Below are 24,230 nucleotides of genomic sequence, written 5' to 3'. Positions count from 1 at the left end.
TCGCGATGGAGCTGGCGCGCCAGAGGCCCAGTTGGATGCAAGCGCTGATCGACTTGCGGCCATGCGTCGCAGCAGTGAGGCTTTCGACGAGTTCGCGCGGACGCCGGAGGCCTCGACCGCCGAGGGTCAGCGCGAACTGGTCCGTCTCATGGAGCAGGTTGTCGAGGCGTCGCCGCGGGACGCCCACTACCATGGCGTGAATGCGTCCAGGCTCGCGGAACTGCTGGGGAGACTAGCGGGCAAGGGCGAGGAGTGGGCATGGGATCGAGGCGTCAAGGCGGTGGAACGGTTCCTGACGCTTGTGCCCGAGTCGGATTGGCGGTATCCGCTCTATCTTCTCGCGAGAGCGAGACTCTATTATGGTCGCGCTGTCCAGACATACGATGTGGCTGACATCGATCAAGCGTTGCCCCTTATCGATCAAGCATTCAAATCGGTCGGGCCCAATTCGGGCATCAAGGGAACGGCTGCTGCGGCGGCGGCCGAACTTTCGTTGCACCGGTACGAGGCGACCGGGGATCCGACTGATCTGGAGGCGAGTCGCAGTGCCGCTCTTCAGATTGGCTGGGTCCGAAATGCGCTGTCAATCGACCGCTACCGGGGCGCGATGACATTCGGGCTCGCGTCGACATGGCGCTTCGAGCGGCTTGGCGATCCGGAGGACGCAACATCAGCAGTAGCGATGGTCCAATATGCTCGCGAAATCGCCCAAGACATGCAGCGTCCGGACTTGTTCGACAGCGTGGCACATCTCGGTGGTATCGCCTACCGGGCGCTGTACGAGGTCACCAGAGATCCAACTCATCTCGACACAGCTATCGACAACTACCAGTCCACGTATGACGCCACCGACGAAGCGGAGATTTTAGCACGCGCGCAGGCGCTGGACAACTTGGGAAATGGCCTGGCAGCCAGATTTGACGCACGCGGCGACATGACCGACATCCTTAAAGCAATCAAGTGTTCGCAGACCGCCCTTCGGCTCCTTCCGGACGATGAGGTGGGCCTGCGGGCCGTCGCAACACGCAATCTCGCCGCTGGTGTGCTGACTTTGTGTGAGATTGATGGCGTTAGCGAGGACGACGTAGGAGTTGGAGAACTCATCCAGGAGGTCCTGACCCGAACAGATGACTTGCTGCGAGAGGCGTCGGTGCCGGAAACGCCATTTGATCCGGCGAGAAGCGCCAGTCGGCTGAATGAGACAGAGGCGGTGCGCCTACTCGCGGTCCAAGCCACTGCGCTTCTCCACCTAGCGGTCCGCTCTGCCGAACCGCTGCCCGCTCTGGAGCGAGCGTTGCGGGTGCTGAGCCAGGTTCGTGCTCATTGGGAACAGCCGTACATCACCTCCGCCCGGTACGCTTTGGGCGGCATCTCCCAACGTCGGCTTCCGGAAGTTTACGTTGGCGCTCTGCTTTGGCGGGCGCAACTTGCTCCCGACCCCCAACCGTGGCTCAGACAGGCATTCGAGGTCGGAGAGTCGGCCAAGTCCCGGCTGCTGTCGGTGCAGGTTCAACGCCTCGCGGTTGACCCTCCAGGGGAGATTGACCCGGACCTCGCCGAGCGCGAACAGCTGCTGTTGGCACAGCTTGCACGCCTGGAAGGCCAGGAGATCCGTCATCTCGACTCGCTGGCCCCCGACCCCCTACGGGTGTACCGCATGCAGCGGCGCGCGGAACTCACGCGCGAGCTTGACGACGTTTGGGCGCGACTGGGCCAGAGTTCGGAGGCGGCAGCGGACTACGTAGCGCTGCGACGCGGCACGAACTCGCGCTGGGCAGCGATTGCAGCGGCACGCTCAGACATTGTGGTCGTATCGCTTCTTAGAGCCGCCCGTGTGGAGGTGAGGGCTTCACCGACCAGGCTGATCACTCTGGTCCGGACGCGCGGACGGAATGGCACGGTGTTGCTCGACGAGTTCAGGAACGATCCAACGCCCGACGCGTATCGACGGTTCGTGGCAGAGGTTCCCGCCGACCGAGGGGCGGGCGCAAGGGACGAAACATGGTCGCGGCTGCTGGCGCCCGTGCTGCGTCGTCTTGGCGAGGCGGTCGGACCCATCGATCGAGTCGTATTGTCACCTCCGACATACGGAAGAGGTTTACCGTGGCACCTGGCGCTCGAGCGGGCCGGGTGGCACTCAACCAACGCTGGCTCGCCGTCTGTCATCACCCTGCCCTCACTTACCATGCTCGTCGACTCTGCGACGACCAGCGGCCTTCGATGGCATGTTCCGGTCAATGCCGCCGAGGCCTCTGGTATCGACGATCCCGATGGTATCGGTGAGGGCATCAGCGCACCGCGCCTGATCGACGCTAGCCCCGCTCAGGGTCCACCCGTCGTAGTGGGTAACCCGACCGGTGACCTGCCCGCCGCCGAAGACGAGGCAATCGCCGTGGCTCAGACGGTCGGGGTCGAGCCCTTGCTTGGCGGTGCCGGGACCCGTGAGGCTGTGCGGAATGCGCTGACCGAGGCTTCCATAGTTCACTTGGCTGCGCACGCTGTCACCGACACGGACGACCCGCTCGCCTCCCGCGTCAAGCTCGCCGACGGCGACTTGACGGTCAATGACCTCCTAGGCGGGTACGTCAGGTCCCGGATCATCGTATTGTCCGCGTGCGAAGGTGCACGCGGCGAGCCCATTGCCGGCGGCGAGGTGCTGGGTTTGGCGCAGGTACTGCTTCGCACCGGCGTTGGAGCGGTCGTCGCGGGCTTGTGGCGAGTGCCGGACGAGGCAACGGCTCACCTCATGAAAGCGTTCCATTCTGCCTTGGCGCGTGGTTGCTCAGTAGACTCCGCTTTGCACGAGGCAACGACGCGCATACGAGCGGCCGGCTGGCAGCAGCCCTACTACTGGTCCGGCTTCATTGTGGTGACAGGAGCACTTGAATGATCTCTTTGGGAACGCTGGCCGATGCCCTCGCCCCACCGCTGATCGAGGAGCCGCTTAAGCTCGATAAGACCGAAGTCGTCGAGCGCGGAGCAGAGCAGGGTCCCCCGCCGGAACCCGCCGAGATTCCGATAGTCAGTATCGGAAGGCCGCGCGCGTGGCTCACCGACAACATTCCGCCATCGCCGGGCGACGGCTGGGCCGCTACGAGCCCCGCCATCCACGAGGATGAGCGCGTGTTGTTGCTCCGGATGGCTTGTTCGTTTCGGCCTCGGTCTGACCGCGTCAAAATCGTCTGGGCCCGATTTACCGCCCGTCTCATCGGCGACAACGAGCGGTTGCGCGCCCCCATTGCCGTCAACCTTTACCCGGACAGCGTCGAAGTCGAACGCAAGGTGACTCGGCGGGTGGCTCTGTCACCGAGCTTGACCCTGATGGAGGTGGAGGTGGGGCTCGGCGAGATAGGCGCCACCGTGGAGTACCCGGCCGTCGAACCCATCATCAGCGCGGCGGGAAACGACACCGACGTCTTGTCCTGGGACTTCTCCGAGTCGCCCGGCCATGCGGTCCGCGGCGCCAAGTTGCTGATGGCAGTCGTGGTCGCCCCGGCGGAGATGCGACGCCTGGAGGTCGCGTGCGGGATACAGGCGGACCTTCGCTACCGCGGGCTGCGTTGGCCAAGCTGGCTGGGTGGGGCAGATCCGAGATACGAAGCCGCTCATCGCGTTGTAGCGTGGCAGCAGGCGTAGAGGGCCACGAGCGGTGCGAGCGTGTCTCAGTGCCTGTGAAATAAGAGTTTCTAACAAAGTCATACCACGTGTCGTTGGGTGACGATGCAGGTGGACGTGTGCGCGATCGGCGCCGCGCGTGGGTGAGCCGGTCAGCGGCTCAGGTCGGCGATCCGGGCCCAGGCCGGGGAAGCCGTGGCGGTGGTGATCGTGGCCAGCGCGGCGGCCGGGCCGTCCGGGGTGGAGGCGGGCTCGGTCTCCGTGGGCTGTCGCGCGTACCAGCGGCGGGTGCGGTCGGCGAGAGCGGGGATGCGCGGGTCGTCCGGGGGCCAGTCGAAGGCGGCGTCGTAGGCGAGGCAGAGCGCGCGGAACTCCGGGTCCTGGATCGCCGTGAGTTTGTCGGCGATCCAGGCGGCGGCCGCGTCCGGGGCCACCGGCTGAAGCATGATCCAGAGGTCGCGTTCCAGCGTGACGGTGCGGTCGCTGACGCCGATCTCGCGCAGCCGCTCCAGGTAGGTGGCGACGTCGGCGGTGACGAAGAGGCGGTCGCCGGTGCGCAGCTCGGCGATCCGGCGGCGGGTGCGGCGGATCTCCTCGGCGCGGCGCACCAGGGCCCGGTCGATCTCCTCGATCGCGGCGGCGAACGCGTCCGGTGCGGCGTCGAGCAGGTCGCGGATGCGGGCCAGCGGCACGCCGGCCTCGGCCAGCGTCCGGATCTTGACGAGCTGGATCGCGTGCTCCGCGCCGTACCGCCGGTATCCGGAGGCGTCCCGCGGCGGCTCCGGCAGCAGCCCGCGCGCGTGATAGACGCGGACCGCCTTGATCGTGACGCCGGCGTAGGCGGCCAGCCGGCCGATCGTCAGCGGATGCCGCGCGTCGGTCATGTGCCGCATGGTGTCAGGCGGGCGCTCGCCGGGTCATCCGGCCGCCGGCGGCCCGGTAGGCCGCGCCGGCGTGGTAGGACACCAGATGATAGGGCGGGAGCCCGTCGAGCGGCAGGCCGGCCGGGGCGAACAGGTCGTCTCCCACCGGTACGTACCGCTGCGGCGGCGCGGCGAACGGGCCGCCCACGAAGCCGGTCAGGATCCGCTCCTGCGCGGCGTCGGCCGGCTCGTAGGTGACCGTCTCCTCCAACTCGCCGCCGATCGCGCGCACGTCCACCCGGAGCTGATTCGAGCGGTAGATCCCGGCGTACCGCGTCAGGCCGGCCACCGGCGCCACGGCGTAGGACGGCGCCGGCGCGGGCACCAGCCGGTCCAGCATCTCGTCGTGCAGGGTGAGCGCACGCGGGTCGTTGCCGTACGCGGCGAACACCAGGTCCCGCTCCGGCACCACGATCAGCACGGCGACGCCGCCCGGGGACGCACCGGTCATGGTCAGCACCGTGGTCCCGGCGCGCGACCGCACCAGCCAGCCCAGCCCGACCGGGTCGGTGTCCGGCCGGCCCGCGTCGTGGGTGATCGTGCGCATGCGGGCCACCGACTCGGCGGACAGCACGCCCGCGCCGTCGCCGAGGTGGACGCGGCCGAACGCGAGCAGGTCCTCGACCGTGCCGATCGGGGTGGCGCCGGCCGGCGCCCAGGTGGGCGGCAGCATGAACATGCGGGTGGGCCCGGAACCGGGGATGTGGCCGACCGCGGTGGAGCGCAGGATCGCCTGCTCCGCGGACGTGCACGCCGTCGTCATCCCGGCCGGCGTGAAGAGGTCGCGGGCGAGCAGGTCGTGGTAGGACAGCCCGGTCACCACCTCCAGCAGCCGGCCCGCGACGATCATGCCGCCGTTGGAGTAGCTGACGTGCTCCCCCGGCGGGAACAGCGTGCCGCACTCGCGCACCAGGCGCTCCAGATAGATCTTCAGCGCGTCGCGGCCGGCCTCGTCCGGGAAGAACAGGTCCGCGTCGATCCCGCTGGTGTGGTTGATCAGGTGCCGGACGCGCAGGCCCGGCACGGTCAGCGCCGGAAGGTAGCGGCCGACCGGCGCGTCCGGGTCGATCAGGCCGCGCTCGGCCTGCCGCATGACCAGCGTGGTGGTCATGATCTTGGTGACGGACCCGAACAGGAACCCGGTGTCCGGCCGCATCGGCGCGCCGGTGGCGGTGTTCGCGACGCCGTGCGCGACGACGTGCCGCTCGCCGCCGCGGTGCAGGCCGGCGACGTACCCGGGGATGCCGTTGTCCGTGCAGAACTCGGCGGCCCGGTGCGTGAGGTATGCGAGGTCATCCATGCCGTCGATCGTCCGACGTTGCCCCTGGGTCAAGGTCAAGCGCGCCCTTTGCTCACGGGGCTGACCTGCGCCACGTCCGGCGCGGCGTACGTGATCCGGGCCGACGTCACGGTCACCGTGCCGACGTTCGGGTACGAGGTCCCGGTCGAATCACACAAGACGATCATCGGGGTCGGCCGGAACGGCGCGATCCGCAACGGCGGCTTCTTCCTCGGCCCCGGCGGGCTACGGCACGTCCGGCGGCGCCACGATGTTCGTCAACGGCCCGGACTTCCGGGTGGCGAACCCGGCATCTCAACGACTACGGCGGGGACGGCCAGGCGGTCGCGGCCGGCATCAGCGGCGACCGGGCGTCCACCGCAACGTGCGGTTTCCCGGCAACCAGGACACGGCAGCGGGAAGTCCCACGCCACCGTGAACGGCGACCGGCCGCAGCTCAGCGACGCCCAGGCGGCGAACCACACGCCGCAGCGGTACCTGGCCGGCACGGACGGCGGGAACCCGCGGTGGTCACAGGTACATGCCCGTGTTCGCGGGCGGCTCCGGCACCGCCACCGGCGCGGTGCCGGAGCGCAGCGCGAACAGCTCCGCCAGCGTGGCGCCGTCCGGGCCGATGCCGTCCGGCCGGCCCAGCCAGGCCGTGGCCTCGTCCCGCGGCAGCCGGCCGACCTCGATCTGCGCCAGGCAGCGGCCGGGCCGGATCACCGCGGGGTGCAGCGCGGTCAGGTCCTCGTTCGTGGTGATCGCTATCAGCGCGTTGCGGCCCTGGCCGAGCAGCCCGTCGGTCAGGTTGAGCAGCCGGGACAGCGACTGGCCGGAGCTCATCTTGGCCTCGCCGCCGATCAGTTCGTCGCAGTCCTCCAGCACCAGCAGCCGCCAGCGGGGGCCGTCCTCGTCGTCGCCGCCGAGGGCCACGTTCATCAGGTACGCCGGGTCCGCGAACAGCCGCTCCGGGTCGAGCACGCAGTCGACCTGGCACCACGACTTCCACTGCTGGGCCAGCGCGCGGATCAGCGTGGTCTTGCCGGTGCCGGGCGGGCCGTGCAGCAGCAGGAGCCGGCCGTCCAGCGACTCCCCGTCCTGGTGCATCACCCGGTCGAGCGCGGTGGCCACGCCGGACGCGTAGTTGGCGCGGATGCCGTCCCACGGCGCCGCGTCGATCTGCCGCTCCACCCGGCGCGGCCCGTGCGGGCCGAAGTGCCAGAACCCGATGCCGACCGTGTCCGGCGTCGGCTCCGGCTCCTCCACCGCGCCGTCGATCACCTTGGTGACCACGGACTCGGCCAGTTCCGCGCTGACCGCGGTGACCATCACGGTGGCGCGTCGCGACTGCGTCCAGTGGTTGACGTGCAGCGTGAACCCGTCGCCGACCAGCAGCCGGCCGCGCCCGGTGTCCTCGACCGCCTCGCGCAGCACGCGCGCGCCGTCGACGGTGAGCCGCGCGTCGGAGCGCACGTTCTCCAGGTGGGTGGTGCGCCCGTACGGCTCGCGGCCGGTGGTGAACGCGCTGATCGCCAGCAGGTCCACCACGTCGACCAGGCGGTCGCCGTCGTCCACCGAGCCGGACATCGGCAGCGCGCCGACCAGCGCGTTCGCCGGCTCGGTGGCCTTGCCGGCGCCGGTGCGCTCGGCCTTGCCGCCGCTGCGGGCGGCCTTGGAGTCCCGCGAGTCGACGGGCTGCCGGGGCGTGTTCATCTGTCCCATGATCCGGGGCCGGGCGCGCGCCGACCAACCTATTTCTGCTTTCTTACACGTGCTTGCGAAAGATGGTGGTCGCGGCGCGGTCACCCGTCGGGGTGAGCGCGAACTCCGGAATCTCGCCGACCCGGGTCCAGCCGCGCCGCGCGTACAGCCCCTCGGCCACGCCGCCGGTCTGGGTGTCCAGCACCAGCAGCGTACGGCCGAGCGCCCGGGCGCCCTCCTCCGCCGCGACCAGCAGCGCGCCGCCGAGCCCGCGCCCGCGGCCGTCCGGGTGGACCAGCAGTTTGGCGATCTCGGCCCGGTGCGGCGCGTTCGCCTGCGCGGCCGGCAGCAGCCGCACCACGCCCAGGATGCGGCCGTCGTGGTCGCGGGCGACCCAGGTGCGCGCGTCCGCCTCGGCCAGCGCGTCCCGCCAGTACGCGCGGGCGTCGTCCACCGTGAACGGGAGCGTGAACCCGACGCTGGCGCCGCCCAGCACGCACTCCAGCAGCACCTCCGCCAGGTCGATCTCGGCGGCGGCGTGGTCCTCGGCGGTCAGCGGTGAGATCTCCATTCCCTCATGATCAACGATCCGGGGGCGTACCGCGTGGTGACGTTTTTCATCGGAGCGTCCGCTCCGACACGGTCCACAGCTCGGCCGCGGCCTCCTCGTCCAGCGCCCACGCCGCCACGCCGCCCCGGGTGCCGGGCTCGGCCGGGCCGGCCTCCGCGCAGTCCTCGAAGTAGCGGCCGGTGACGCCCTTCACGGTCGGGGACGCCGCCAGCAGCACGGACGTGGCCGCGCCCTGCTCCGGCGTCTTCCACCGGAAAGCCGTGCCGCCGAGGTCCGCCTCCGTCACGTACCGCTGGAGGTTGGTCCTGATCGCACCGGGGTTGAGCGCGTTGACGTCGATGCCGTCCCGCGCCCAGCGCTTCGCCGCCTCCACCGCGAACAGCACGTTCGCGGTCTTCGACTGCCCGTAGGCGGCCCACCGCTCGTAGCGGCGCCACCGGTAGTGGATGTCCTCGAACACGACCGGCGAGCGGCGGTGCGCGCCGGAGCTGACCGAGACCACGCGCGCGCCCCCCGCGGACGCGAGCGCGCGGTGCAGCCCGGTGGCCAGCCGCAGGTGACCGAGGTGGTTGGTGGCGAACTGCAGCTCCCAGCCGGGCCCCGTGCGGGTCAGCGGCGGTGCCATCACGCCCGCGTTGTTGATCAGCATGTGCAGCGGCCCGTCCCAGTGTTGCGCGAACGCGCCGACGCCGACCGGATCGGCCAGGTCCAGGAACGCCACGTGCACGCCGGCGTTGCGCGTCTCCCGGGTGATCCGGTCGGCCACCCGCGCGCCGGCCGCGGTGTCCCGGACCGCCAGCGTGACCTCGGCACCCGCGCCGGCCAGCGCCCGCGCGGTCTCGATCCCGATCCCGGAGGCGCCGCCGGTCACGATCGCCCGCTGCCCGGTCAGGTCGACGTCGCGGACGATCTCGGCCGCGGTGGTGTCACGATCGAACATCTTCTCCCCTTCAAACGGAGGAACCTCCGGTAAGATTAACCGGAGGAGTGCCTCCGCTGCCAGCGCGCCGTCTGATCCGCCACAGGCGGGAATACGCTGCCGCGATATCCTTCGAGACCCCACTTGACAACCCCAGGGACGGTGCTCAACCGATGCGTGCCGACGCGCAGCGCAACCGCGAACGGCTGCTCGACGCCGCGGTCAACGCCTTCACCCGGGAGGGCCCCGACGTGACGCTCGAATCCGTCGCCAAGGCCGCCGGCGTCGGCATCGGCACGCTCTACCGCCACTTCCCCACCCGCGAGGCACTGGTCGAGGCCGCCTACCGCAACGAACTCTCCCGCCTCTGCGACGCCGCCCCCGAACTCGCCGCCACCCTCCCACCCGACAAGGCACTGCGCGCCTGGATGGACCGCTTCCTCGACTACATGACCACCAAACACGGCATGGCCGACGCGCTGCGCGCCGTCATCGCCTCCGGCGGCAACCCCTACGCCCACAGCCGCGACCGCATGCTCGCCGCCCTCGACCGCCTCCTCACCGCAGCCCAGGCCGCCGGCCTGATCCGCGCCGACGTGGCCACCGACGACGTCCTCGTCGCCCTCTCCGGCGTCACCCTCGCCGCCGGCAAACCCGACCAGCGCACCCAGGCCGGCCGCCTCCTCGACCTCCTCCTCGACGGCTTACGCCGATAACCCCTTTGCTCTACCCGCTTCCGGCGTGGTGGCGGTCCGCATGCTCGCAGCGGGCACCGCTCGGCCCTGGCCGGCCTCCCTGCCGGTCCCGCCTTCGCAGCCCTCCGCAACCGGCGGGCGAACCCGCGTCGCGACACCCGGCGTGATCGTGCTCAGGGCGGCGGGTCGGCCACGGCGCCCATACCCCCGACGTCGTGGTCCGGATCGGACGGACGGTATCTCCGCCACACGACATCCGGTTGACTCGCCCGGCATAGCCTGGCGGGCATGTGGATCGTCGAACTGCGTCTCTCGCCCACGCCGGAGCGGATGGCCGCGCGGCCCGCGCACCGGGAACGGCTGACGGAACTGCACGAGAGCGGGGTGGTACGGATGGCCGGGCCGCTCGCGGACGACAGCGGCGCGGTGATCGTGCTGGACGTGCCGGATCGGGCGGCGGCCGAGGCCGTGCTCGCGGCGGACCCGTACCTGGGCACGCCCGGCGTGGCGGTGGAGCGGATTCGCGAGTGGACGCCGTTCCTCGGCTGATCAGGCGATCGGGCTACGGAGCCGGCCCAGCCGGGACAGGCTCGCGGCGGTGTCCAGGACGGTCTCCTCGAGCGGGCGGGCCGCCCAGCCGAGCACCGCGCGGGCCTTGTCGGCGGTGGCCGGCCGCACCACGCCGACGTCCGGCGCGATCATGGCGAGGCGCGGGCTGACCCGGGCGGCCAGGCGGACGGCGAGGTCCGGCACGGTACGGGCCGGCACGCGACGCGCGGCCGGGCCGAGGCGCGCCCGCAGCAGCGCCGCGATGTCCTGAAAGGACATGAGCCCGGCCGTGGCGATGAACCGCTCCCCCACCGCGTCCGGGTGGGTCATGGCGCGCAGGTGCAGGTCGGCGACGTCGCGCACGTCGACCAGGCCGTAGGTGAGCCGGGGCAGCGCGGGCAGCTTGCCGTTGAGCAGCTCCTCGATCAGCACGACGTACTGCGAGTAGTCGGGCGTCAGCGGCGGGCCGAGGATGCCGGTCGGGTTGACCACGGTCAGCGGGAGGCCGTGCCGGTCCGCGAAGTCCCAGGCCGCGCGCTCGGCGACCACTTTGGACCGGATGTACGCGCCGGACGGGTCCTCGCTCCAGTCCGCCTCGGTGAACGGCCGCCCGGGGTCGGGTCCGTAGCCGATCGCGCCGAAGGACGAGGTCACCACGGTTCGGCGGACGCCCGCGTCCAGGGCGGCGCGCAGCACCCGCAGCGTCCCCTCGCGCGCGGGCACGATCACCTCGTCCGGGTGGCGCGGCTCGCGCGGCGGGAACGGCGAGGCCACGTGCAGCACCGCGGCGCAGCCGGCGGCGGCCTGCGCCCAGCCGTCGTCCGAGGTCAGGTCCGCGACCACCGCGTCCACCCGGTCCGGCACCGCGGCGCGGCGGGCCGGCGACCGCACGGTGGTCCGCACCCGGTGGCCGCGCCGCAGCAGCAGGTCCACGCAGTGCGCCCCGAGGAACCCGGAGCCGCCGGTCACCAGCACCAGCGGGCCGGTCGGCGAATGGTCGGTCACCGGACCATGGTACGGACGAACCGGTACGGTCCGGAACGTGGACATCGTACGGTCGCTGGTGTTGTTCGGGCTCGCGGCGCTGGCCGAGATCGGCGGGGCGTGGCTGATCTGGCAGGGGTGGCGGGAGCACCGCGGGCTGTGGTGGATCGCCGGCGGCGTGATCGCGCTGGGGATCTACGGGTTCGTGGCGACGTTCCAGCCGGACCCGAACTTCGGGCGCATCCTGGCCGCGTACGGCGGCGTGTTCGTGGCCGGCTCGCTGGTGTGGGGCGTGCTGGTGGACCGGTTCCGGCCGGACCGCTGGGACCTGATCGGCGCCGCGATCTGCCTGGTCGGCGTCGCGGTGATCATGTACGCCCCGCGCGGCGGCGCGGGCTGACCGCGAGGACACCCGGGGGATCGGGAGGCGGGGACCCGCGGGCCGGAGATGTGCCGTGCGGATGACGGTGGAGCCCGCGTACCCCCTGATGGTTCTATGTCTCGAAATCCACCTCGTAGTGGCGCACCAGCGTGTCGTAGCGGATGAACAGGTCGCGCACCGCCTCCGCGATCACCGGGATCTCCGGGTCGTCGCCGGCGAACCGGCGGACCGCGTCCATGTCCGCGAAGTAGGTGATGGAGAGGAACTCGACCTCGTCGCCGACCGCGCGGCGCATCAGCCGGGCGCCCGCGAAACCGTTGACGGCGCGCAGCGTGGAGAGCACCTCGGCCCGGTAGTGCCGGTCGTAGCCGTCGGCGTCCTGGGCGCGGAGCCAGCCGCGCCAGACTCGTGCGATCACGAACCGACCTCGCCTTCAGCGTTGGATGTCGGGTCGATTGTGCCCGCTCACCGGCGGACGCAGGGGGCGAACACGCGGCACCAACAGCGGGTTCACACGGCCGTAACAGCACCGGGTGAACCCGCCGCCGGTCAGCGCCGCGTCGCGCGCACCACCACGTCGTGCACGGTCGTCTCCCGGCCGTCCTGGGTCTTCGCGGGCCGGGTGCGCTCCTCCGCCACCTGGACATCCCATTCGTCCGGCTTGAGGGTGGCGGCGATCTGCGCGGCCGTCAGAAACATCTCGGGCAGGTCCGGGCGCGGCAGCTTGGACACGGTCACGTCGCTGTAGCTGTGGTTGACCACGAGCAGCGTGCCGCCCGGCGCGACGCCGGCCGCGAGCCGCCGGTAGAGGTCCTCGCCCGCGCTGCCGAACATGTGCACGAACTGCGTGCTGATCAGGTCGTACGCGCCCGGCTCCGGCGCCCAGTCGCCGAGGTCGGCCTGCTGCCAGGTGACCGTGACCCCGGCCTCGGCCGCACGCGCGGCGGCGCGTTCAAGCGCGGTGGCGGAGATGTCCACCGCGGTGGTCTCCCAGCCCCGGGAGGCCAGCCAGATCGCGTCCGCGCCCTCGCCGCAGCCGGCGTCCAGCGCGCGGCCCGGCGTCAGGCCGGCCACGTCGCTGACCAGGTGCGGGTTCGGGTTGCCGCTGAACAGGTGGTGGCCGCGACCGGCGTAGCGGTGCTCCCAGTAGTCCCGGGAGAACAACTCGGCGGGGTCGTCGCCGCTGACGCCGAGCCGCCGGAACGCGACCGCGCGCCGGGTCTCGAGCTGGACCAGGTCCGCGTTCAGCGCGGCGCCGGCCATCAGCCCGCCCGCGGCGGCCACGATGACCTGGGCCATCGGGTCGACCACGTTGCCGGCCGCGAAGACGCCCGGGACCGCGGTGGCCCCGGTCGGCGCGACCGGCACGAACGCGCCCACGATCCGGTCCTCCGCGACGAGGCCGAGCCCGGTCAGCAGCTCGTCGCGGGCCCGCAGGCCGGTCTGCACCACCAGCGCGTCCCGGGCGATCGTCTCGCCGGTGTCCAGGCGGGCGCCGGTCAGCCGGTCGCCGGTGACCTCCACGCCGGTGACGGTGCCGTCGACCAGCCGGACGCCGCGCGCCTCCAGTTGCTCGCGCTCCTCGTCGGTGATCGTGAAGCCGCCGTGCAGGAACAGCGTCACGTCGCCGGTCCACTGCCGCCACAGCAGCGCGCCGTGCACGGCCATCGGCCCGGTGGCGATCACGCCGATCGCGCGGTCGCGGACCTCCCAGCCGTGGCAGTACGGGCAGTGCAGCACGTCGCGGCCCCACCGCTCGGCCAGCCCGGGGATGTCCGGCAGCGCGTCCACCAGCCCGGTGGTGACCAGGATTCGCCGCGCCCGCACGGAGACGTCGCCGGTCGTCACGGTGAAGCCGTGGTCGGCGTCGCCGGTGATCCCGGTGACGCGCGCGTCCAGGAACTCGCCGCCGTAGGAGGCGACCTCCTCGCGGCCGATCCCGGCCAGCTCGGCCGGCGGCGTGCCCTCGCGCCCGAGGTAGTTGTGCACGTGGCCGGCCGGGCGGTTGCGCTGCTCGCCGGCGTCCACGACCAGGACCGAGCGGCGCGCCCGGGTGAGCGCGAGCGCTCCGCTCAGCCCGGCCGCGCCGCCGCCGATGACCACCACGTCGTACTGCTCTCTCACGGTTGCCTCCTCGTTCCGGTACGCAGAACGAGCGTCGGCCGCCGCGCCGGTTCCGGCAAGGAACCTTGCCGGAACGGCAAAACCTCAGGCCAGCGCGCGGAAGATCAGCGCGGTGGAGGTGGCGCCCGGGTCCTGGTGGCCGATGCTGCGTTCACCGAGGTACGACGCCCGGCCCTTGCGCGCCCGCAACTCGGTGGTGGCCTTGGCGCCCTCCTCCGCCGCGGCCGCGGCCGCCCGCGGCCCCTTCTTCCGGTAGGCCGCCACCGCCGGTAACCAGGCGTCGACCATGGTCTTGTCGCCCGGCTGCGCGCCGCCCAGCTTCCGAATCGCGGCGAGCCCGGCGTCGAGCGCGTCGCCGAGCTGCTCCGTGGTCACGTCCGGGCTGGCCAGCGCCTTGCCCATGGCGCGGAACGCGGAGCCGTAGAGCGGCCCGGACGCACCGCCCACCTTGGAGATCAGGGTGGCGCCGGTCTTGGTCAGCACGTCACCGACCGTGTGCGCCTCGAAGCCCTCCAGCGCCGCGCGCACGGCCGCGAAGCCGCGCTTCAGGTTGGCGCCGTGGTCGCCGTCGCCGATCGCGGAGTCCAGCCGGGTGAGCGTCTCCGCCTCCGCCTCCACCGTGGTGGCGATCGCGGTGATCCAGGCGCGCGCCTGTTCGACGTTCACGATCACACCCCCCGGCGCAATCCGGGGGTACGGACCCAAGCGTCCCAGAGCCGCAGGATCTCGTCGTCCGCGTGGCAGATCGTCAGCGACGCCCCGGCCATGTCCAGGCTGGTCACGTAGTTGCCGACCAGCGACCGGCCGATCCGCACGTCCCGGCTCTCCAGCAGCGCCGCCACCTCGCCGTAGAGCAGGTACAGCTCCAGCAGCGGGGTGCCGCCGAGTCCGTTGAGCAGCACGATGGCGGTGCCGGTGGCGGGTTTCGCCTCCAGGATCGCGTCCACCATCAGCGCCGCGACGTCCGCGGCCGGGGCGAGCGGGGCGCGGCGGCGGCCGGGCTCGCCGTGGATGCCGACGCCGACCTCCATCTCGTCGTCCGGCAGGTCGAAGCCGGGCCGGCCGGCCGCGGGCGTGGTCGCCGCGGTCAGCGCCACCGCGAACGAGCCGGACCGCTCGTTGACCGTGCGCCCGATCGCGGCCACGTCCTTCAGTGAGGCCCGCTCCTCCGCCAGCGCGCCGGTCACCTTCTCCACGATCACGGTGGCGCCGGTGCCGCGCCGCCCCGCGGTCCAGGTCGAGTCCTGCACCGCCACGTCGTCGTCGACCAGCACGGTCTCCACGGTTATGTCGTCGTCGCCGGCCAACTCGGCCGCCATTTCGAAGTTGAGGACATCGCCGGTGTAGTTCTTGACGATGTGCAGCACGCCCGCGCCGCCGTCCACCGCGCGCGTCGCGGCCAGGATCGCGTCCGGCACCGGGGAGGTGAACACCTCGCCGGCACAGGCCGCGTCCAGCATGCCCGGGCCGACGAAGCCGCCGTGCAGCGGTTCGTGCCCGGAACCGCCGCCGGAGACGATGCCGACCTTCCCGCGGACCGGCGCGTCCGCTCGTACCACCAGTTGGTTCTCGGGGTCTACACGCAGCTCGGGGTGGGCGGCGGCCAGACCGCGCAGCGCCTGCGCCACCACGTCACCCGGATCGTTGATGAACTTCTTCATCGGTGCGCTCCCTTCCACCGATCAGCTTTCCTCCCTGCCCGCTTTTCCGCCAGGCGTTACGATCCCGGCATGGTGGGGATAGTGCTCATTTCGCACAGCGGCCGGCTCGTGGACGGGCTTCGGGACCTCCTCACCGAGCTGAGCAAGGGCGACGTCGCGGTGGAGGTGGCCGGCGGCACCGTCGACGGCGGGCTCGGCACCAGCGAGGAGCTGATCCTGGCGGCCATCTCCCGGGCCGACGACGGCGACGGCGTGCTGCTGCTGGCGGACATCGGCAGTTCGGTGCTCACCGCACTGACCATCCTGGACGATCTGGACCGCGCGGACCTGCGGCTGGCGGACGCGCCGCTGGTCGAGGGCGGCGTCGCCGCGGTGGTGACCGCGTCGACGGGCGCCACCCTGGACACGGTGACCGCCGCGGCCGAGGAGGCCCGCACCGTCGGGAAGCTGCCCTAACCCTCGCCGTCGCCGAAGACCAGCGCCAGGTGGTGCCGGAGGATCGCGGTGGCGGCGGCCGCGTCGCGCTGGCCGCCGAGGATGCTGGAGCCGAGGCCGTTGGTGAGGGCCAGCAGCCCGGCGGCGGCCAGCTCGGGCTCGGGGCGGTCCGCGGCGCGCAGTTGCCCGGCGATCACGCGCTCCAGCCCGTCGGGGTACCGCATGCCGTCCTGGTGGCCGCTCAGGTGCGGCTCGGCCAGGATCAGGCTGTAGAACGCGGCCCAGGTGCGGGTGATGCGCACGCCCTCGGCGTCGGTGGGCAGCACGGCCAGCAGGATCTCGGTGACGAACTCGCGCGGCGCCATCGTGGCCCGCAGCCGCGACCTCATCCGCGCGTCCAGCTGCTCGGCCAGGTAGCCGAGCGAGCCCAGCAGCAACTCGTCCTTGGTGTGGAAGTAGTACTGCACCAGGCGGACGGAGACGCCGGCCGCGGCCGCGACCTCGCGCATGCTGGCGTGCTGGAGCCCGCGTTCCTCGGCGATGCGCAGCAGCGCGCCGGCGATGTGCCGCTTGCGCGCGTCATGGTCGACCCTCTTCGGCATTTTTTGATGATACGATCGTACCATGAAATCGTCGTTCACCACCCCCGCCGCCCGGGACCGGTTCCTCGCCGCCTACCGCGCCGCGCTGCCCGCCTCGCTGGCGCCGGTGCCGATCCCCACGCCGTACGGGACGGCCGTCGCGCACCGCGGCGGCGCCGTCGACGGGACGCCGGTCGTGCTTGTGCCCGGCGCCGGTGGGAACGCGATGTCCTGGCACCGCTTCGTGCCGCGCCTCGGCGAGGACCATCCGGTGGTCGCGCTGGACCTGATCGGCGAGCCCGGGATGGCGGAGCAGACCCGGCCGCTCAGCACCGCGCCCGAGGTGATCGACTGCCTGTCGGCCACGCTCGACGGGCTGGGCGCGCCGCGCATGCACCTGGCCGGCATGTCCTACGGCGGATGGGCCGCCCTGCGGTACGCGATCGCGTCGCCGGACCGGGTGGCCAGCCTGACGCTGCTCGACCCGGCCGGGTTCGGGCGGGTGACGCCGGCGTTCATGGTGTGGCTGATCGCGGGCGGGCTGGCCGGGCTCGCGCCGCGCCCGCTGCGCCACCGGCTCGCCGGCCCGGTGCGGAACGCGACGCTGCGCGACGACGAGCTGATGGCGATGCTGCCGTTCCAGTTCACGTTCCGGCGCCGGCTGCCGGCACCCGACACGTTCAGCGACGAGGCGCTGCGCGCGGTGGGCGCACCGGCGATGGTCCTGCTGGGCGAGCACAGCGTGCTCCATTCGGCCAGGACGGTCGCGGCCCGGCTGGAGTCGGTGATGCCGGCGGCCCGGGTGGAGATCGTCGAGGGCGCGGCGCACGACGTGCCCACGTTCGCACCCGACCTGATCGCCTCCCGGATCGCCGCGTTCCTGGCGGCGCGCTAGCCACCGTCCCGCGCGGCGCGCACCGCCCGGTCACGGCACCGGTCGAGCACCGCGAGCCGCAACTGGTCGCCGAAGCTCCGGCCGACGGCCTGACCGGCCCGCCAGCACACGTTCCACGCCGCGCGGGCCGGATCGGGGTCGAGCGCGCCCGCCACCGCACGCGCCGCGTTCGCCCGCGCCAGCAGCCGCTCCGCGGGCGACGGCTCCGGGCCGATCTCCACCGGCCCCGGCACCTCGGCGAGCCGCGCCTGCGACGCCGCAGCGAGCGCCTCCAGCTCGGCGGGCAGGCCGGGCCGCGGTGGCGTGCCGTCCGCGAGGCCTTGGCGGAGCGCGGCCAGCGCCTCGGCCACCAGCGGTTCGTCGCCGGCCCCGGTGTTGCGGGCCACGAGTTCCGCGGCGAGCACGGCGACCCGGGCCAGCGCGTCCGGGCCCGGGCGGTCGATCAGCGCGCGCATCTCGGGGTCCGCCAGCGCCGGATGGCCGGCCTGCCCGGGCGGCACCACGTCGTCGGACATCCGGTCGCCTCCCGCGTCGGGCCGCTCACGACGTTGTTCCCGCGGGTACACCATCCATCATGGACAGCAGTTTCTCGGCCGTGTTCCAGTTGCGGACCGTGGCGCTCGGGCCGTTCGTCCGCTTGGACAGCGCGGTCATCACCGGGCTCTTGCTCAGGCCGTGCGGACACCAGACGTAGAGTTCCGAGCCCTTCGCCGCGAAGCGGTCGCCGGCCGGATCGATGCCGGACAGGAGCGTGTCGAGCGGGGTGGTGAGCGGCTCGTCGAGGAAGCACACGGCGTATCGCGAGCCGTCGTGGGCGACGTCGCGGAGCGGGTTGTGCGCGACCACGGCGGCCAGCTCGTCGCGGTCCCGGAGGATGACGTCGACCCGCATGCCGAAGCGCTTCTCGATAGCGGTCTCGACCGCGTCCCGCAGCTCGCGGCGGGGGCGGTCGGTGGCGAGCACGACGTTGCCGGACTGCAGCAGCGTGGCGACGCCCTGGTAGCCCTCCCCGGTCAGCAGGGACCGCAGGTCGGCCATGCCGATCCGCCGGTTACGGCCGACGTTGATGCCCCGGAGCAACAGCGCGTACGTGGTCATTCTCGATCCTCCCCACTCCCTCGCCGCGGGGTCAAGCGACCACGCGCCCGCGGGTCATCAGGTCGTCGCAGCCCGCGTCCAGCGTTACCGGCCGCGCCCGTCCGAGGCGCGGTCAGGTGGCGGCCGGCAGCGTGACGACGAAGCGGGCGCCGGGGTGGGCGTCCTCGTAGCGGATCTCCCCACCGTGGGCGCGGGTCAGTTCGCGGACCAGCCACAGGCCGAGGCCGACCGCGCCGGGTGACTCGCCGTAGCTGCCGAAGCGGGCGAAGAGGCGGTCGGGGTCCGGGATGCCGGCGCCGTGGTCGCGGACGCCCAGCCAGATCAGATCGCCGGGGGCGGGGCCGGCGGTGATCTCGATGGGGGCGGCGCCGTACTTGGCGGCGTTGCCGACCAGGTTGACCACGATCTGTTCGAGGCGCTGCGGGTCGGCGGTGACGGTCAGCTCCGGCGGGACCTCGACCACCACACCGGGGACGTTGAGGAAGCCGATCGCCTCCTGGCAGGCCTTGCGCAGCCCGACCGGGGTGAGTTCCAGGCGGAGCGTGCCGCGGGACTCGACGCGGTCCAGGTCGAGCAGCCCGGACGCGAGCCGGCCGAGCCGGGCGGACTGGCGCAGCGCCGACTCGAGGAACTGATCGCGCTTGTCCGGGGGCAGGTCGTCGTCCCGGAGCATCTCCAGGAAGAGCTGGATGGTGCTCAGCGGCGAGCGCACGTCGTGGGCGACCGCGGAGGTGAGCGCCCGCCGCCAGCGCTCGACGCCGGCCAGCTCGACGAGCGCCCGGCGCTGCGCCTCCACCCGTACGTTGATCACCATGGCGACGCCGACCGCGACCGGGATCAGGCCGGCGACGCTGCCCACCACGTCCGGCGGCTGGCCGGTGAGCACGAGCGGCACCACGTAGCTGACCGCCGCGACCGGGCTGAGCGCCCAGGTCACCCACTTCGGGAAGTGCAGCCCGAGCCACGCGAAGAACAGCACGAAGAACGGGCCGGTCCCGGCCGCCACGCCGCCGAACGCCCAGGTGGAGAAGCCGAGCACGGCCAGCGCCAGCGGCGCCAGCGCCACCGGGGCCAGTGGCGGCCAGCGCGACCAGGGCAGCAGCCACATCACGACGGCCGCGGCGAGATCGGTGACCGCGATCGCGACCAGCGTGCCCGGGCGGGGCGATCCGATCGCCAGCGCCAGGACCGCGACCAGGCCGGAGATCGCCAGCAGCGCCGCCGCTTGACGCGCGATCGCCGTCGGGCCCTCCCCGCCGAGCCCGGCCCGCCCGCGCAGCCCGGCCCACCACCCCCGTGAGCTGGCCATACGCCAGAAAATATCCGCACTCGCCCGCGAATACCGGAGAATCCGGACTCGTCGCACGCGGGTCAGCGGGCGAGTCGCGCGAAACGCGCCACGAACCGGTGCTGCCAGGGCGTCTCGACCGCGTGGCGGCTGTAGTGCCGGCGGACGTGCCCGACCGCGTCCGCCGGCGGCAGTCCGTCGAGCACGGCCAGGCAGGCGAGCGCGGTGCCGGTGCGGCCCCGGCCGCCGCCGCAGGCGATCTCGACCCGCTCGTGCGCGGCGCGCCGCCAGGCGTCCTCGAACGCGCCGGCCGCGGCCGCCGGGTCGAGCGGGAGCCAGAAGTCCGGCCAGCGGACCCACGCGCTCGGCCACGGCGTCCCGGGCGGGCGGCGCCCGAGCAGGTGGAGCGCGAAGCCGGGAACGGGGCCGGCGGGCAGCGGGTGCCGAAGGCCGCGGCCTCGGACGAGGCGGCCGGAGGGGAGCCGGAGCACGCCGGGCGCGGCCGGGTCCCAGGTCAGCGGCGCGGACATGGACACACGCTAGCCGCCCGTGGCGGGCGTGAGCGCCGGCGCGGAGGCGGCGGGCGCCCGGGCGGGACGGCGCGGCGCGCGCTCCAGCCACCACTCGGCGATCAGCAGCGGGACGGTCCAGCCCAGCCAGGTGGTCATGCCGGCGAGGAACCACCCGATCAGCACCGGGTCCTCGGTGATCGCCGGCGGCATGCCGGGCAGCACGAACACGGCGACCAGCACGCCCCAGATCCGGTTGGAGATGATCGAGGCGGAGAGCACGTAGCTGCGGATCATCCAGCGGCGGTGCTCGCGGAGGCGGCGCTGCCGCCCGGCACGCCAGCCGGCCAGCGTGGTGCCGAACCAGAGCAGCGCCAGGATCACGCTGCTGGACATGGCGATCGGGCCGAACGGCGTGAAGATCGCGAGGACCAGGCCGGTGACGGCCGCGGGCAGCGCGCCGCCGAAGACGTAGACCCGGCCGGCGCGCCGGTGCAGCGCGGGCCGGCTCCGCCGCAGCCAGGGCCAGACCTGGAGCGCGCCGGCGAACAGCGCCACGGACCCGAACAGCACGTGCCCGGCGACCCACCAGAACTGGCCGGGGAGCGCGTCGTTCGCCGGGACGCGGGACCGCGCGGGATCGAGGCTCAGGTAGGGCGGCAGCGAGAAGGCCAGGAACACGACGATCACGAACAGCAGTGGATAGATCCATTGACTTCGTGGGTACGACATACGCAGAAGCGTATCGGATACGCACGGCGTGCGGCATACGCCTCCGGTACGGCATACGCGCCGCGCTATGATTCGCGGCGATGGCCGACATCGGAATGCCGCGCAGCCTGCGCGTCCTCTGGGACCTGGAGCCGCCGTCCAAGCGCCCCGCGCAGGCGCTGACGCTGGAGCGGATCGTCGCGACGGCGATCGAGATCGCGGACGCGGACGGCATCGCCACGCTGTCGATGGCCCGCCTGGCCGAGCGCCTGGGCAGCGCCACCATGTCGCTCTACCGGCACGTGGCCAACAAGGACGAGCTGCTGATCTTCATGGCCGCGGCCGCGCCGGGCACGCCGCCGGCGATCGACCCGGAGGGCGACTGGCGCGAGGGCCTGCTGACCTGGGCGCGCGCGCTGCGCCAGGTCTACCTGCGCCATCCGTGGATTCTGATCGTCAATCCCGGCCGCCCGCCGATCGACCCCGGGCAGCTACTCTGGGCGGACGCGGGCCTGGCCGCACTCGGCCGCACTCCGCTGCGCGGGCCGCAGCGACTCTCCTCGATCCTCGCGGTGCTCAACTACGTGCGCGGCGAGGCGCAGATCAGCGCGGCGCTGGCCGACTCGGACTGGGCCGACGAGGAGATGCGGCGCGGCTACACCGACCTGATGCGCGCGCTGGTCACGCCGGACCGCTTCCCGCACCTGGCCGGCGCGATCGAGGACGGCGCGTTCGCCGCCACCGCGGAGTCGGAGGTGGCGGTGGAGGGCGCGGACTTCGAGTTCGGCCTGGCCCGGGTGCTGGACGGCATCGCGCACCTCATCGACACGGCTTGATGGAAAGCGCTTACCCGCCTATCGTCGGCGGGATGAAGCGCCGGGCCTTCACCACGCTCCCCGCCGCCGCGCTGCTGCCGGCCGCCACACCGCCGGGCACCGGGGCCGGCACGCCACCACCGGCCGACGCCGTCGAGTCGCCGGGCGTCGTCCACGGCAACCTGCCCGCGTTCTACGAGCGGCTGCGCGCCGACCTCACGTACCCCGACGCCTGGGGACACTCGCCGATCCGCGACTTCGGGGCGTGGCGCCGCCATGCCCGCGCGCTCGTCGAGCGCCATCTCGTCCACCCGGCCGACGACCGGCTCCCGTTCCGGCCCCGGGTCCTCGACGAGCGGAAGACCGGCCGGGGGTACGTACGGCGACTGGTCGCGTTCGACCTCACCCGGTACAGCCGGGTGCGCGCCGCGCTGCTCACACCGGATCGGCCCGGGCCGCACCCCGCGGTGCTGCTGCTGCACGACCACGGCGCCCGGTTCGACATCGGCAAGGAGAAGCTCGTCGAGCCGTGGTACGACGAGGCCCGCCTCGCCTCCGCCCGGGAGTGGACGGCGCGCCTGATGAGCGGCCGGTTCGCCGGCGACGAGCTGGCCGCCCGCGGCTACGCGGTGCTGGCCGTGGACACGCTCGGCTGGGGCGATCGCGGCGGCCTGGTCTACGACCAGCAGCAGGCGCTCGCGAGCAACCTCTACGAGCTCGGCGGCTCCCCGGCCGGCCTGGCCGCCCGCGAGGACGTCCGCGCCGCCGCGTTCCTCGCCTCGCTCCCCCAGGTCGACCGCCGCCGGGTGGGCGTGATCGGCTTCTCCATGGGCGGGTTCCGCGCCTGGCAGGTCGCGGCGCTCTCCGACCACGTGGCCGCCGCCGTCTCCGCCTGCTGGCTCACCACCGTCGCCGACATGATGGTGGTCGGCAACAACACGCTGCGCGGCCAGTCCGCGTTCTGGATGCTGCACCCCGGCCTCACCCGTCACCTGGACATCCCGGACGTGGCCACGATCGCCGCCCCGAAACCCCTGATGGCCTTCGGCGGCGAGTTGGACACGCTCTTCACCCCCGCCGGCGTCGCCGCGGCCCACGCCCGCCTCCGCGCCGTCTGGTCCGCCCAGCACGCCGGCGACCGCCTGGTCACCAGGATCTACCCCGGCAAGGGCCACGTCTTCGACGCCGACATGCAGGAGGACAGCTTCGCCTGGCTGGACCGGGCCCTCGACCGTACCCGGTGACAGGACCGGCTACCGTGATCGTCCAGGGTCGATGGCGATGGGGGCACCGTTGGCGAACTGGATCGCGCTGGCGTCGAGTGTGATCGCGGCGGTGGGCCTGCTGTTCACCGGATTCCAGGTGTGGCTGCTCAATCAGCAGGCGCGGCACGACCGCAGGGTCGTCATCGACGGCGTGGCCGTGTCGTGGCGCCCGGTCGAGGCGCCGAGCCGCGCCGAGGAGCCCGATGGCACCTCGGCGTGGCTCTACGAGGTGGTGCTGGTCAATCCCGGCAACCTGCCCATCGACGACGTGCACGTCCACTGGACGTTCCCGTGCCCGGTGGTGCGGGTGCGCCGCGGCGGGGTGCGGGACGCCCCGACCGGCACGCTGGTGCTGAGCGCGCCCGTGGTGGTGGGCGGCGGCACGCGCACGTGGCAGCGGCGGGTGCGGTTCGACTACGGCTACAAGGAGCGGCTCATCGAGGTGTACGCCGAGGTGACCTTCAACGACATCGAGGGGCGGCGGCGCACCAACCGGTGGCCGCGCGCCCGCCGGGAGCCGCTGCGGCGCAAGGACGGGTGAGGATCAGGCGTCGCGGCCCTGCCAGGTGCAGACGCAGGCCTCGTTGCCCTCGGGGTCGGCCAGCACCCAGAACGCGGGTGCCTCGGCGTCGGAGAGCAGCGTGCCGCCGGCGGCGAGGGTGGCGGCGATGCGGGCGGCGGCGGCCTCGTGCGGGACGGTGACGTCCAGGTGGATGCGGTTGCGCTGCGGGCGGGGCGCGTCCATCCGCTGGAACCAGACGGCGGGGCCCTGGCCGCGCGGGTCGCGCAGGTCGTCGTCGCCCTCGTAGTCGAGGACGGCGCGCCAGAACGGGCGGATCGAGTCGGCGTCGAGCGTGTCGATCGCGATCTCCAGGGCCTGGGTGACGGGCGCGGCCGAGGCGTCCGGGACGAGGCCGGCGGCGTCGATCTCCGCGGTCAGCGCGGCGGCGAGGGTCAGGTCGCCGGGGGTGAGCCCGGCGGCGGGCCAGGTGCTCAGCATCAGCAGGACACGGTCGGCGCGGAGATCGGCGTGCAGGTGACCGGTGGCGCCGTCGACGGCGGCGAGGCGGGTGACGAGCGCGGCGGCCTCGGCGAGGTCGCGGGTGCGCACGGCGGTCCGGACGGAGCCCAGGACGTACCGCCAGCCGAGGTGGTCGACGGCGTCGGAGGCGTGCTGGCGGGTCAGGCCCGCGGCGATCTCGGCCATGCCCGCCAGCATTCCATCAG

General features: G+C 72.8%; 27 protein-coding genes. 10 read left to right on the top strand and 17 right to left on the bottom strand.

What is annotated here, in order from left to right:
• Positions 1-61: 61 nt before the first annotated feature.
• Positions 62-2,890 (top strand): CHAT domain-containing protein, encoded by a 2,829-nt coding sequence (locus J2S41_RS08280; RefSeq protein ID WP_310365111.1) that lies wholly within the window; start codon positions 62-64, stop codon positions 2,888-2,890.
• Positions 2,887-3,636: a hypothetical protein gene (locus J2S41_RS08275; protein ID WP_310365109.1), complete on the top strand. Its 750-nt coding sequence runs from the start codon at positions 2,887-2,889 to the stop codon at positions 3,634-3,636. Before J2S41_RS08280 ends, J2S41_RS08275 begins: the two co-directional genes overlap by 4 nt.
• Positions 3,637-3,767: 131 nt before the next feature.
• On the opposite strand, the gene J2S41_RS08270 is transcribed toward J2S41_RS08275, so the two are convergent.
• From J2S41_RS08270 to J2S41_RS08250, 5 genes are all read right to left on the bottom strand, one after another.
• Entirely contained in the window at positions 3,768-4,499 is a 732-nt protein-coding gene (locus J2S41_RS08270; RefSeq protein WP_310365107.1) for a MerR family transcriptional regulator, read from the bottom strand.
• A gap of 13 nt (positions 4,500-4,512) precedes the next feature.
• On the bottom strand, positions 4,513-5,838 hold the full coding sequence (locus tag J2S41_RS08265) for a serine hydrolase domain-containing protein (protein WP_310365105.1): 1,326 nt from the start codon (positions 5,836-5,838) through the stop codon (positions 4,513-4,515).
• A gap of 510 nt (positions 5,839-6,348) precedes the next feature.
• A complete protein-coding gene (locus tag J2S41_RS08260; protein WP_310365104.1) occupies positions 6,349-7,533 on the bottom strand; it encodes a DUF5925 domain-containing protein in 1,185 nt (394 codons plus the stop codon).
• 52 nt (positions 7,534-7,585) lie between these two features.
• Positions 7,586-8,092 (bottom strand): GNAT family N-acetyltransferase, encoded by a 507-nt coding sequence (locus tag J2S41_RS08255; RefSeq protein ID WP_310365101.1) that lies wholly within the window; start codon positions 8,090-8,092, stop codon positions 7,586-7,588.
• Between the two features lie 46 nt (positions 8,093-8,138).
• Positions 8,139-9,032 carry an SDR family NAD(P)-dependent oxidoreductase gene (locus J2S41_RS08250; RefSeq protein ID WP_310365098.1) on the bottom strand — a complete coding sequence of 298 codons (894 nt, stop codon included), beginning with the start codon at positions 9,030-9,032 and terminating at the stop codon, positions 8,139-8,141.
• A gap of 152 nt (positions 9,033-9,184) precedes the next feature.
• Here J2S41_RS08250 and J2S41_RS08245 point away from each other — a divergent pair, with 152 nt between their 5' ends.
• Both J2S41_RS08245 and J2S41_RS08240 read left to right on the top strand, forming a co-directional pair.
• On the top strand, positions 9,185-9,727 hold the full coding sequence (locus tag J2S41_RS08245) for a TetR/AcrR family transcriptional regulator (protein WP_310365096.1): 543 nt from the start codon (positions 9,185-9,187) through the stop codon (positions 9,725-9,727).
• A 267-nt stretch (positions 9,728-9,994) separates the two neighbouring features.
• Positions 9,995-10,255, top strand: coding sequence for a YciI family protein (locus tag J2S41_RS08240; RefSeq protein ID WP_310365094.1), 261 nt, complete (start codon positions 9,995-9,997; stop codon positions 10,253-10,255).
• On the opposite strand, the gene J2S41_RS08235 is transcribed toward J2S41_RS08240, so the two are convergent.
• On the bottom strand, positions 10,256-11,260 hold the full coding sequence (locus tag J2S41_RS08235) for an NAD-dependent epimerase/dehydratase family protein (RefSeq protein ID WP_310365092.1): 1,005 nt from the start codon (positions 11,258-11,260) through the stop codon (positions 10,256-10,258). It lies immediately after the preceding gene.
• A 37-nt stretch (positions 11,261-11,297) separates the two neighbouring features.
• Between J2S41_RS08235 and J2S41_RS08230 the strand changes: the two genes are divergently transcribed.
• Complete coding sequence (locus tag J2S41_RS08230; protein ID WP_310365089.1) at positions 11,298-11,639, top strand: YnfA family protein; 342 nt, start codon at positions 11,298-11,300, stop codon at positions 11,637-11,639.
• 94 nt (positions 11,640-11,733) lie between these two features.
• Here J2S41_RS08230 and J2S41_RS08225 read toward each other — a convergent pair whose 3' ends face one another.
• The 4 genes from J2S41_RS08225 to dhaK all read right to left on the bottom strand — a co-directional run bounded on the left by J2S41_RS08225 (position 11,734) and on the right by dhaK (position 15,406).
• Positions 11,734-12,039: an antibiotic biosynthesis monooxygenase gene (locus J2S41_RS08225; RefSeq protein ID WP_310365085.1), complete on the bottom strand. Its 306-nt coding sequence runs from the start codon at positions 12,037-12,039 to the stop codon at positions 11,734-11,736.
• Between the two features lie 131 nt (positions 12,040-12,170).
• On the bottom strand, positions 12,171-13,745 hold the full coding sequence (locus J2S41_RS08220) for an FAD-dependent oxidoreductase (RefSeq protein WP_310365082.1): 1,575 nt from the start codon (positions 13,743-13,745) through the stop codon (positions 12,171-12,173).
• A gap of 84 nt (positions 13,746-13,829) precedes the next feature.
• Complete coding sequence (dhaL, locus tag J2S41_RS08215; RefSeq protein WP_310365079.1) at positions 13,830-14,411, bottom strand: dihydroxyacetone kinase subunit DhaL; 582 nt, start codon at positions 14,409-14,411, stop codon at positions 13,830-13,832.
• A 2-nt stretch (positions 14,412-14,413) separates the two neighbouring features.
• Positions 14,414-15,406: a dihydroxyacetone kinase subunit DhaK gene (gene dhaK, locus J2S41_RS08210; RefSeq protein ID WP_310365077.1), complete on the bottom strand. Its 993-nt coding sequence runs from the start codon at positions 15,404-15,406 to the stop codon at positions 14,414-14,416.
• A 69-nt stretch (positions 15,407-15,475) separates the two neighbouring features.
• Between dhaK and dhaM the strand changes: the two genes are divergently transcribed.
• Positions 15,476-15,862 carry a dihydroxyacetone kinase phosphoryl donor subunit DhaM gene (dhaM, locus tag J2S41_RS08205; RefSeq protein WP_310365074.1) on the top strand — a complete coding sequence of 129 codons (387 nt, stop codon included), beginning with the start codon at positions 15,476-15,478 and terminating at the stop codon, positions 15,860-15,862.
• Here dhaM and J2S41_RS08200 read toward each other — a convergent pair.
• Entirely contained in the window at positions 15,859-16,443 is a 585-nt protein-coding gene (locus J2S41_RS08200) for a TetR/AcrR family transcriptional regulator (RefSeq protein ID WP_310365071.1), read from the bottom strand. The two genes, dhaM and J2S41_RS08200, sit on opposite strands and share 4 nt — an antisense overlap.
• 22 nt (positions 16,444-16,465) lie before the next feature.
• Here J2S41_RS08200 and J2S41_RS08195 point away from each other — a divergent pair, with 22 nt between their 5' ends.
• Complete coding sequence (locus J2S41_RS08195) at positions 16,466-17,317, top strand: alpha/beta fold hydrolase (RefSeq protein ID WP_310365068.1); 852 nt, start codon at positions 16,466-16,468, stop codon at positions 17,315-17,317.
• Here the strand turns inward: J2S41_RS08195 and J2S41_RS08190 are convergent.
• The 5 genes from J2S41_RS08190 to J2S41_RS08170 all read right to left on the bottom strand — a co-directional run bounded on the left by J2S41_RS08190 (position 17,314) and on the right by J2S41_RS08170 (position 20,944).
• Positions 17,314-17,832, bottom strand: coding sequence for a hypothetical protein (locus J2S41_RS08190; RefSeq protein WP_310365065.1), 519 nt, complete (start codon positions 17,830-17,832; stop codon positions 17,314-17,316). The two genes, J2S41_RS08195 and J2S41_RS08190, sit on opposite strands and share 4 nt — an antisense overlap.
• Positions 17,833-17,857: 25 nt before the next feature.
• Positions 17,858-18,415 (bottom strand): DUF1697 domain-containing protein, encoded by a 558-nt coding sequence (locus J2S41_RS08185; protein ID WP_310365061.1) that lies wholly within the window; start codon positions 18,413-18,415, stop codon positions 17,858-17,860.
• A 112-nt stretch (positions 18,416-18,527) separates the two neighbouring features.
• Complete coding sequence (locus J2S41_RS08180) at positions 18,528-19,724, bottom strand: sensor histidine kinase (protein ID WP_310365058.1); 1,197 nt, start codon at positions 19,722-19,724, stop codon at positions 18,528-18,530.
• Positions 19,725-19,786: 62 nt separating this feature from the next.
• A complete protein-coding gene (locus tag J2S41_RS08175; RefSeq protein WP_310365056.1) occupies positions 19,787-20,233 on the bottom strand; it encodes a phosphatase domain-containing protein in 447 nt (148 codons plus the stop codon).
• A 9-nt stretch (positions 20,234-20,242) separates the two neighbouring features.
• Positions 20,243-20,944 (bottom strand): DUF2306 domain-containing protein, encoded by a 702-nt coding sequence (locus J2S41_RS08170; RefSeq protein ID WP_310365054.1) that lies wholly within the window; start codon positions 20,942-20,944, stop codon positions 20,243-20,245.
• An 80-nt stretch (positions 20,945-21,024) separates the two neighbouring features.
• On the opposite strand from J2S41_RS08170, the gene J2S41_RS08165 reads away from it, so the two are divergent.
• From J2S41_RS08165 to J2S41_RS08155, 3 genes are read left to right on the top strand one after another with little or no spacing between them, the layout of a single operon-like run.
• Entirely contained in the window at positions 21,025-21,759 is a 735-nt protein-coding gene (locus J2S41_RS08165; RefSeq protein ID WP_310365052.1) for a TetR/AcrR family transcriptional regulator, read from the top strand.
• Between the two features lie 32 nt (positions 21,760-21,791).
• Positions 21,792-22,982, top strand: coding sequence for a dienelactone hydrolase family protein (locus J2S41_RS08160; RefSeq protein ID WP_310365049.1), 1,191 nt, complete (start codon positions 21,792-21,794; stop codon positions 22,980-22,982).
• Positions 22,983-23,019: 37 nt separating this feature from the next.
• The gene (locus tag J2S41_RS08155) at positions 23,020-23,544 is read left to right on the top strand and encodes a hypothetical protein (RefSeq protein ID WP_310365046.1); all 525 of its coding nucleotides are present in this window, start codon (positions 23,020-23,022) and stop codon (positions 23,542-23,544) included.
• Between the two features lie 3 nt (positions 23,545-23,547).
• Here the strand turns inward: J2S41_RS08155 and J2S41_RS08150 are convergent, their stop codons facing one another.
• The gene (locus tag J2S41_RS08150) at positions 23,548-24,210 is read right to left on the bottom strand and encodes a 4a-hydroxytetrahydrobiopterin dehydratase family protein (protein ID WP_310365043.1); all 663 of its coding nucleotides are present in this window, start codon (positions 24,208-24,210) and stop codon (positions 23,548-23,550) included.
• Positions 24,211-24,230: the final 20 nt, after the last annotated feature.

Origin of the sequence: Catenuloplanes atrovinosus (assembly GCF_031458235.1) — a bacterium.
GTDB classification, from domain to species: domain Bacteria; phylum Actinomycetota; class Actinomycetes; order Mycobacteriales; family Micromonosporaceae; genus Catenuloplanes; species Catenuloplanes atrovinosus.
This window is presented reverse-complemented; position numbering and strand designations above follow the sequence as displayed.

Coding starts and splice junctions, on each gene's coding strand:
- J2S41_RS08175 (WP_310365056.1), bottom strand. CDS start 20,233: ATGTCCGCGCCGCTGACCTGGGACCCGGCCGCGCCCGGCGTGCTCCGG.
- J2S41_RS08245 (WP_310365096.1), top strand. CDS start 9,185: ATGCGTGCCGACGCGCAGCGCAACCGCGAACGGCTGCTCGACGCCGCG.
- J2S41_RS08275 (WP_310365109.1), top strand. CDS start 2,887: ATGATCTCTTTGGGAACGCTGGCCGATGCCCTCGCCCCACCGCTGATC.
- J2S41_RS08180 (WP_310365058.1), bottom strand. CDS start 19,724: ATGGCCAGCTCACGGGGGTGGTGGGCCGGGCTGCGCGGGCGGGCCGGG.
- dhaK (WP_310365077.1), bottom strand. CDS start 15,406: ATGAAGAAGTTCATCAACGATCCGGGTGACGTGGTGGCGCAGGCGCTG.
- J2S41_RS08155 (WP_310365046.1), top strand. CDS start 23,020: ATGGGGGCACCGTTGGCGAACTGGATCGCGCTGGCGTCGAGTGTGATC.
- dhaM (WP_310365074.1), top strand. CDS start 15,476: ATGGTGGGGATAGTGCTCATTTCGCACAGCGGCCGGCTCGTGGACGGG.
- J2S41_RS08165 (WP_310365052.1), top strand. CDS start 21,025: ATGGCCGACATCGGAATGCCGCGCAGCCTGCGCGTCCTCTGGGACCTG.
- J2S41_RS08195 (WP_310365068.1), top strand. CDS start 16,466: ATGAAATCGTCGTTCACCACCCCCGCCGCCCGGGACCGGTTCCTCGCC.
- J2S41_RS08255 (WP_310365101.1), bottom strand. CDS start 8,092: ATGGAGATCTCACCGCTGACCGCCGAGGACCACGCCGCCGCCGAGATC.
- J2S41_RS08265 (WP_310365105.1), bottom strand. CDS start 5,838: ATGGATGACCTCGCATACCTCACGCACCGGGCCGCCGAGTTCTGCACG.
- J2S41_RS08250 (WP_310365098.1), bottom strand. CDS start 9,032: ATGTTCGATCGTGACACCACCGCGGCCGAGATCGTCCGCGACGTCGAC.
- J2S41_RS08280 (WP_310365111.1), top strand. CDS start 62: ATGCGTCGCAGCAGTGAGGCTTTCGACGAGTTCGCGCGGACGCCGGAG.
- J2S41_RS08190 (WP_310365065.1), bottom strand. CDS start 17,832: ATGTCCGACGACGTGGTGCCGCCCGGGCAGGCCGGCCATCCGGCGCTG.
- J2S41_RS08170 (WP_310365054.1), bottom strand. CDS start 20,944: ATGTCGTACCCACGAAGTCAATGGATCTATCCACTGCTGTTCGTGATC.
- J2S41_RS08260 (WP_310365104.1), bottom strand. CDS start 7,533: ATGAACACGCCCCGGCAGCCCGTCGACTCGCGGGACTCCAAGGCCGCC.
- J2S41_RS08270 (WP_310365107.1), bottom strand. CDS start 4,499: ATGACCGACGCGCGGCATCCGCTGACGATCGGCCGGCTGGCCGCCTAC.
- J2S41_RS08160 (WP_310365049.1), top strand. CDS start 21,792: ATGAAGCGCCGGGCCTTCACCACGCTCCCCGCCGCCGCGCTGCTGCCG.
- J2S41_RS08240 (WP_310365094.1), top strand. CDS start 9,995: ATGTGGATCGTCGAACTGCGTCTCTCGCCCACGCCGGAGCGGATGGCC.
- J2S41_RS08200 (WP_310365071.1), bottom strand. CDS start 16,443: ATGCCGAAGAGGGTCGACCATGACGCGCGCAAGCGGCACATCGCCGGC.
- J2S41_RS08185 (WP_310365061.1), bottom strand. CDS start 18,415: ATGACCACGTACGCGCTGTTGCTCCGGGGCATCAACGTCGGCCGTAAC.
- J2S41_RS08150 (WP_310365043.1), bottom strand. CDS start 24,210: ATGGCCGAGATCGCCGCGGGCCTGACCCGCCAGCACGCCTCCGACGCC.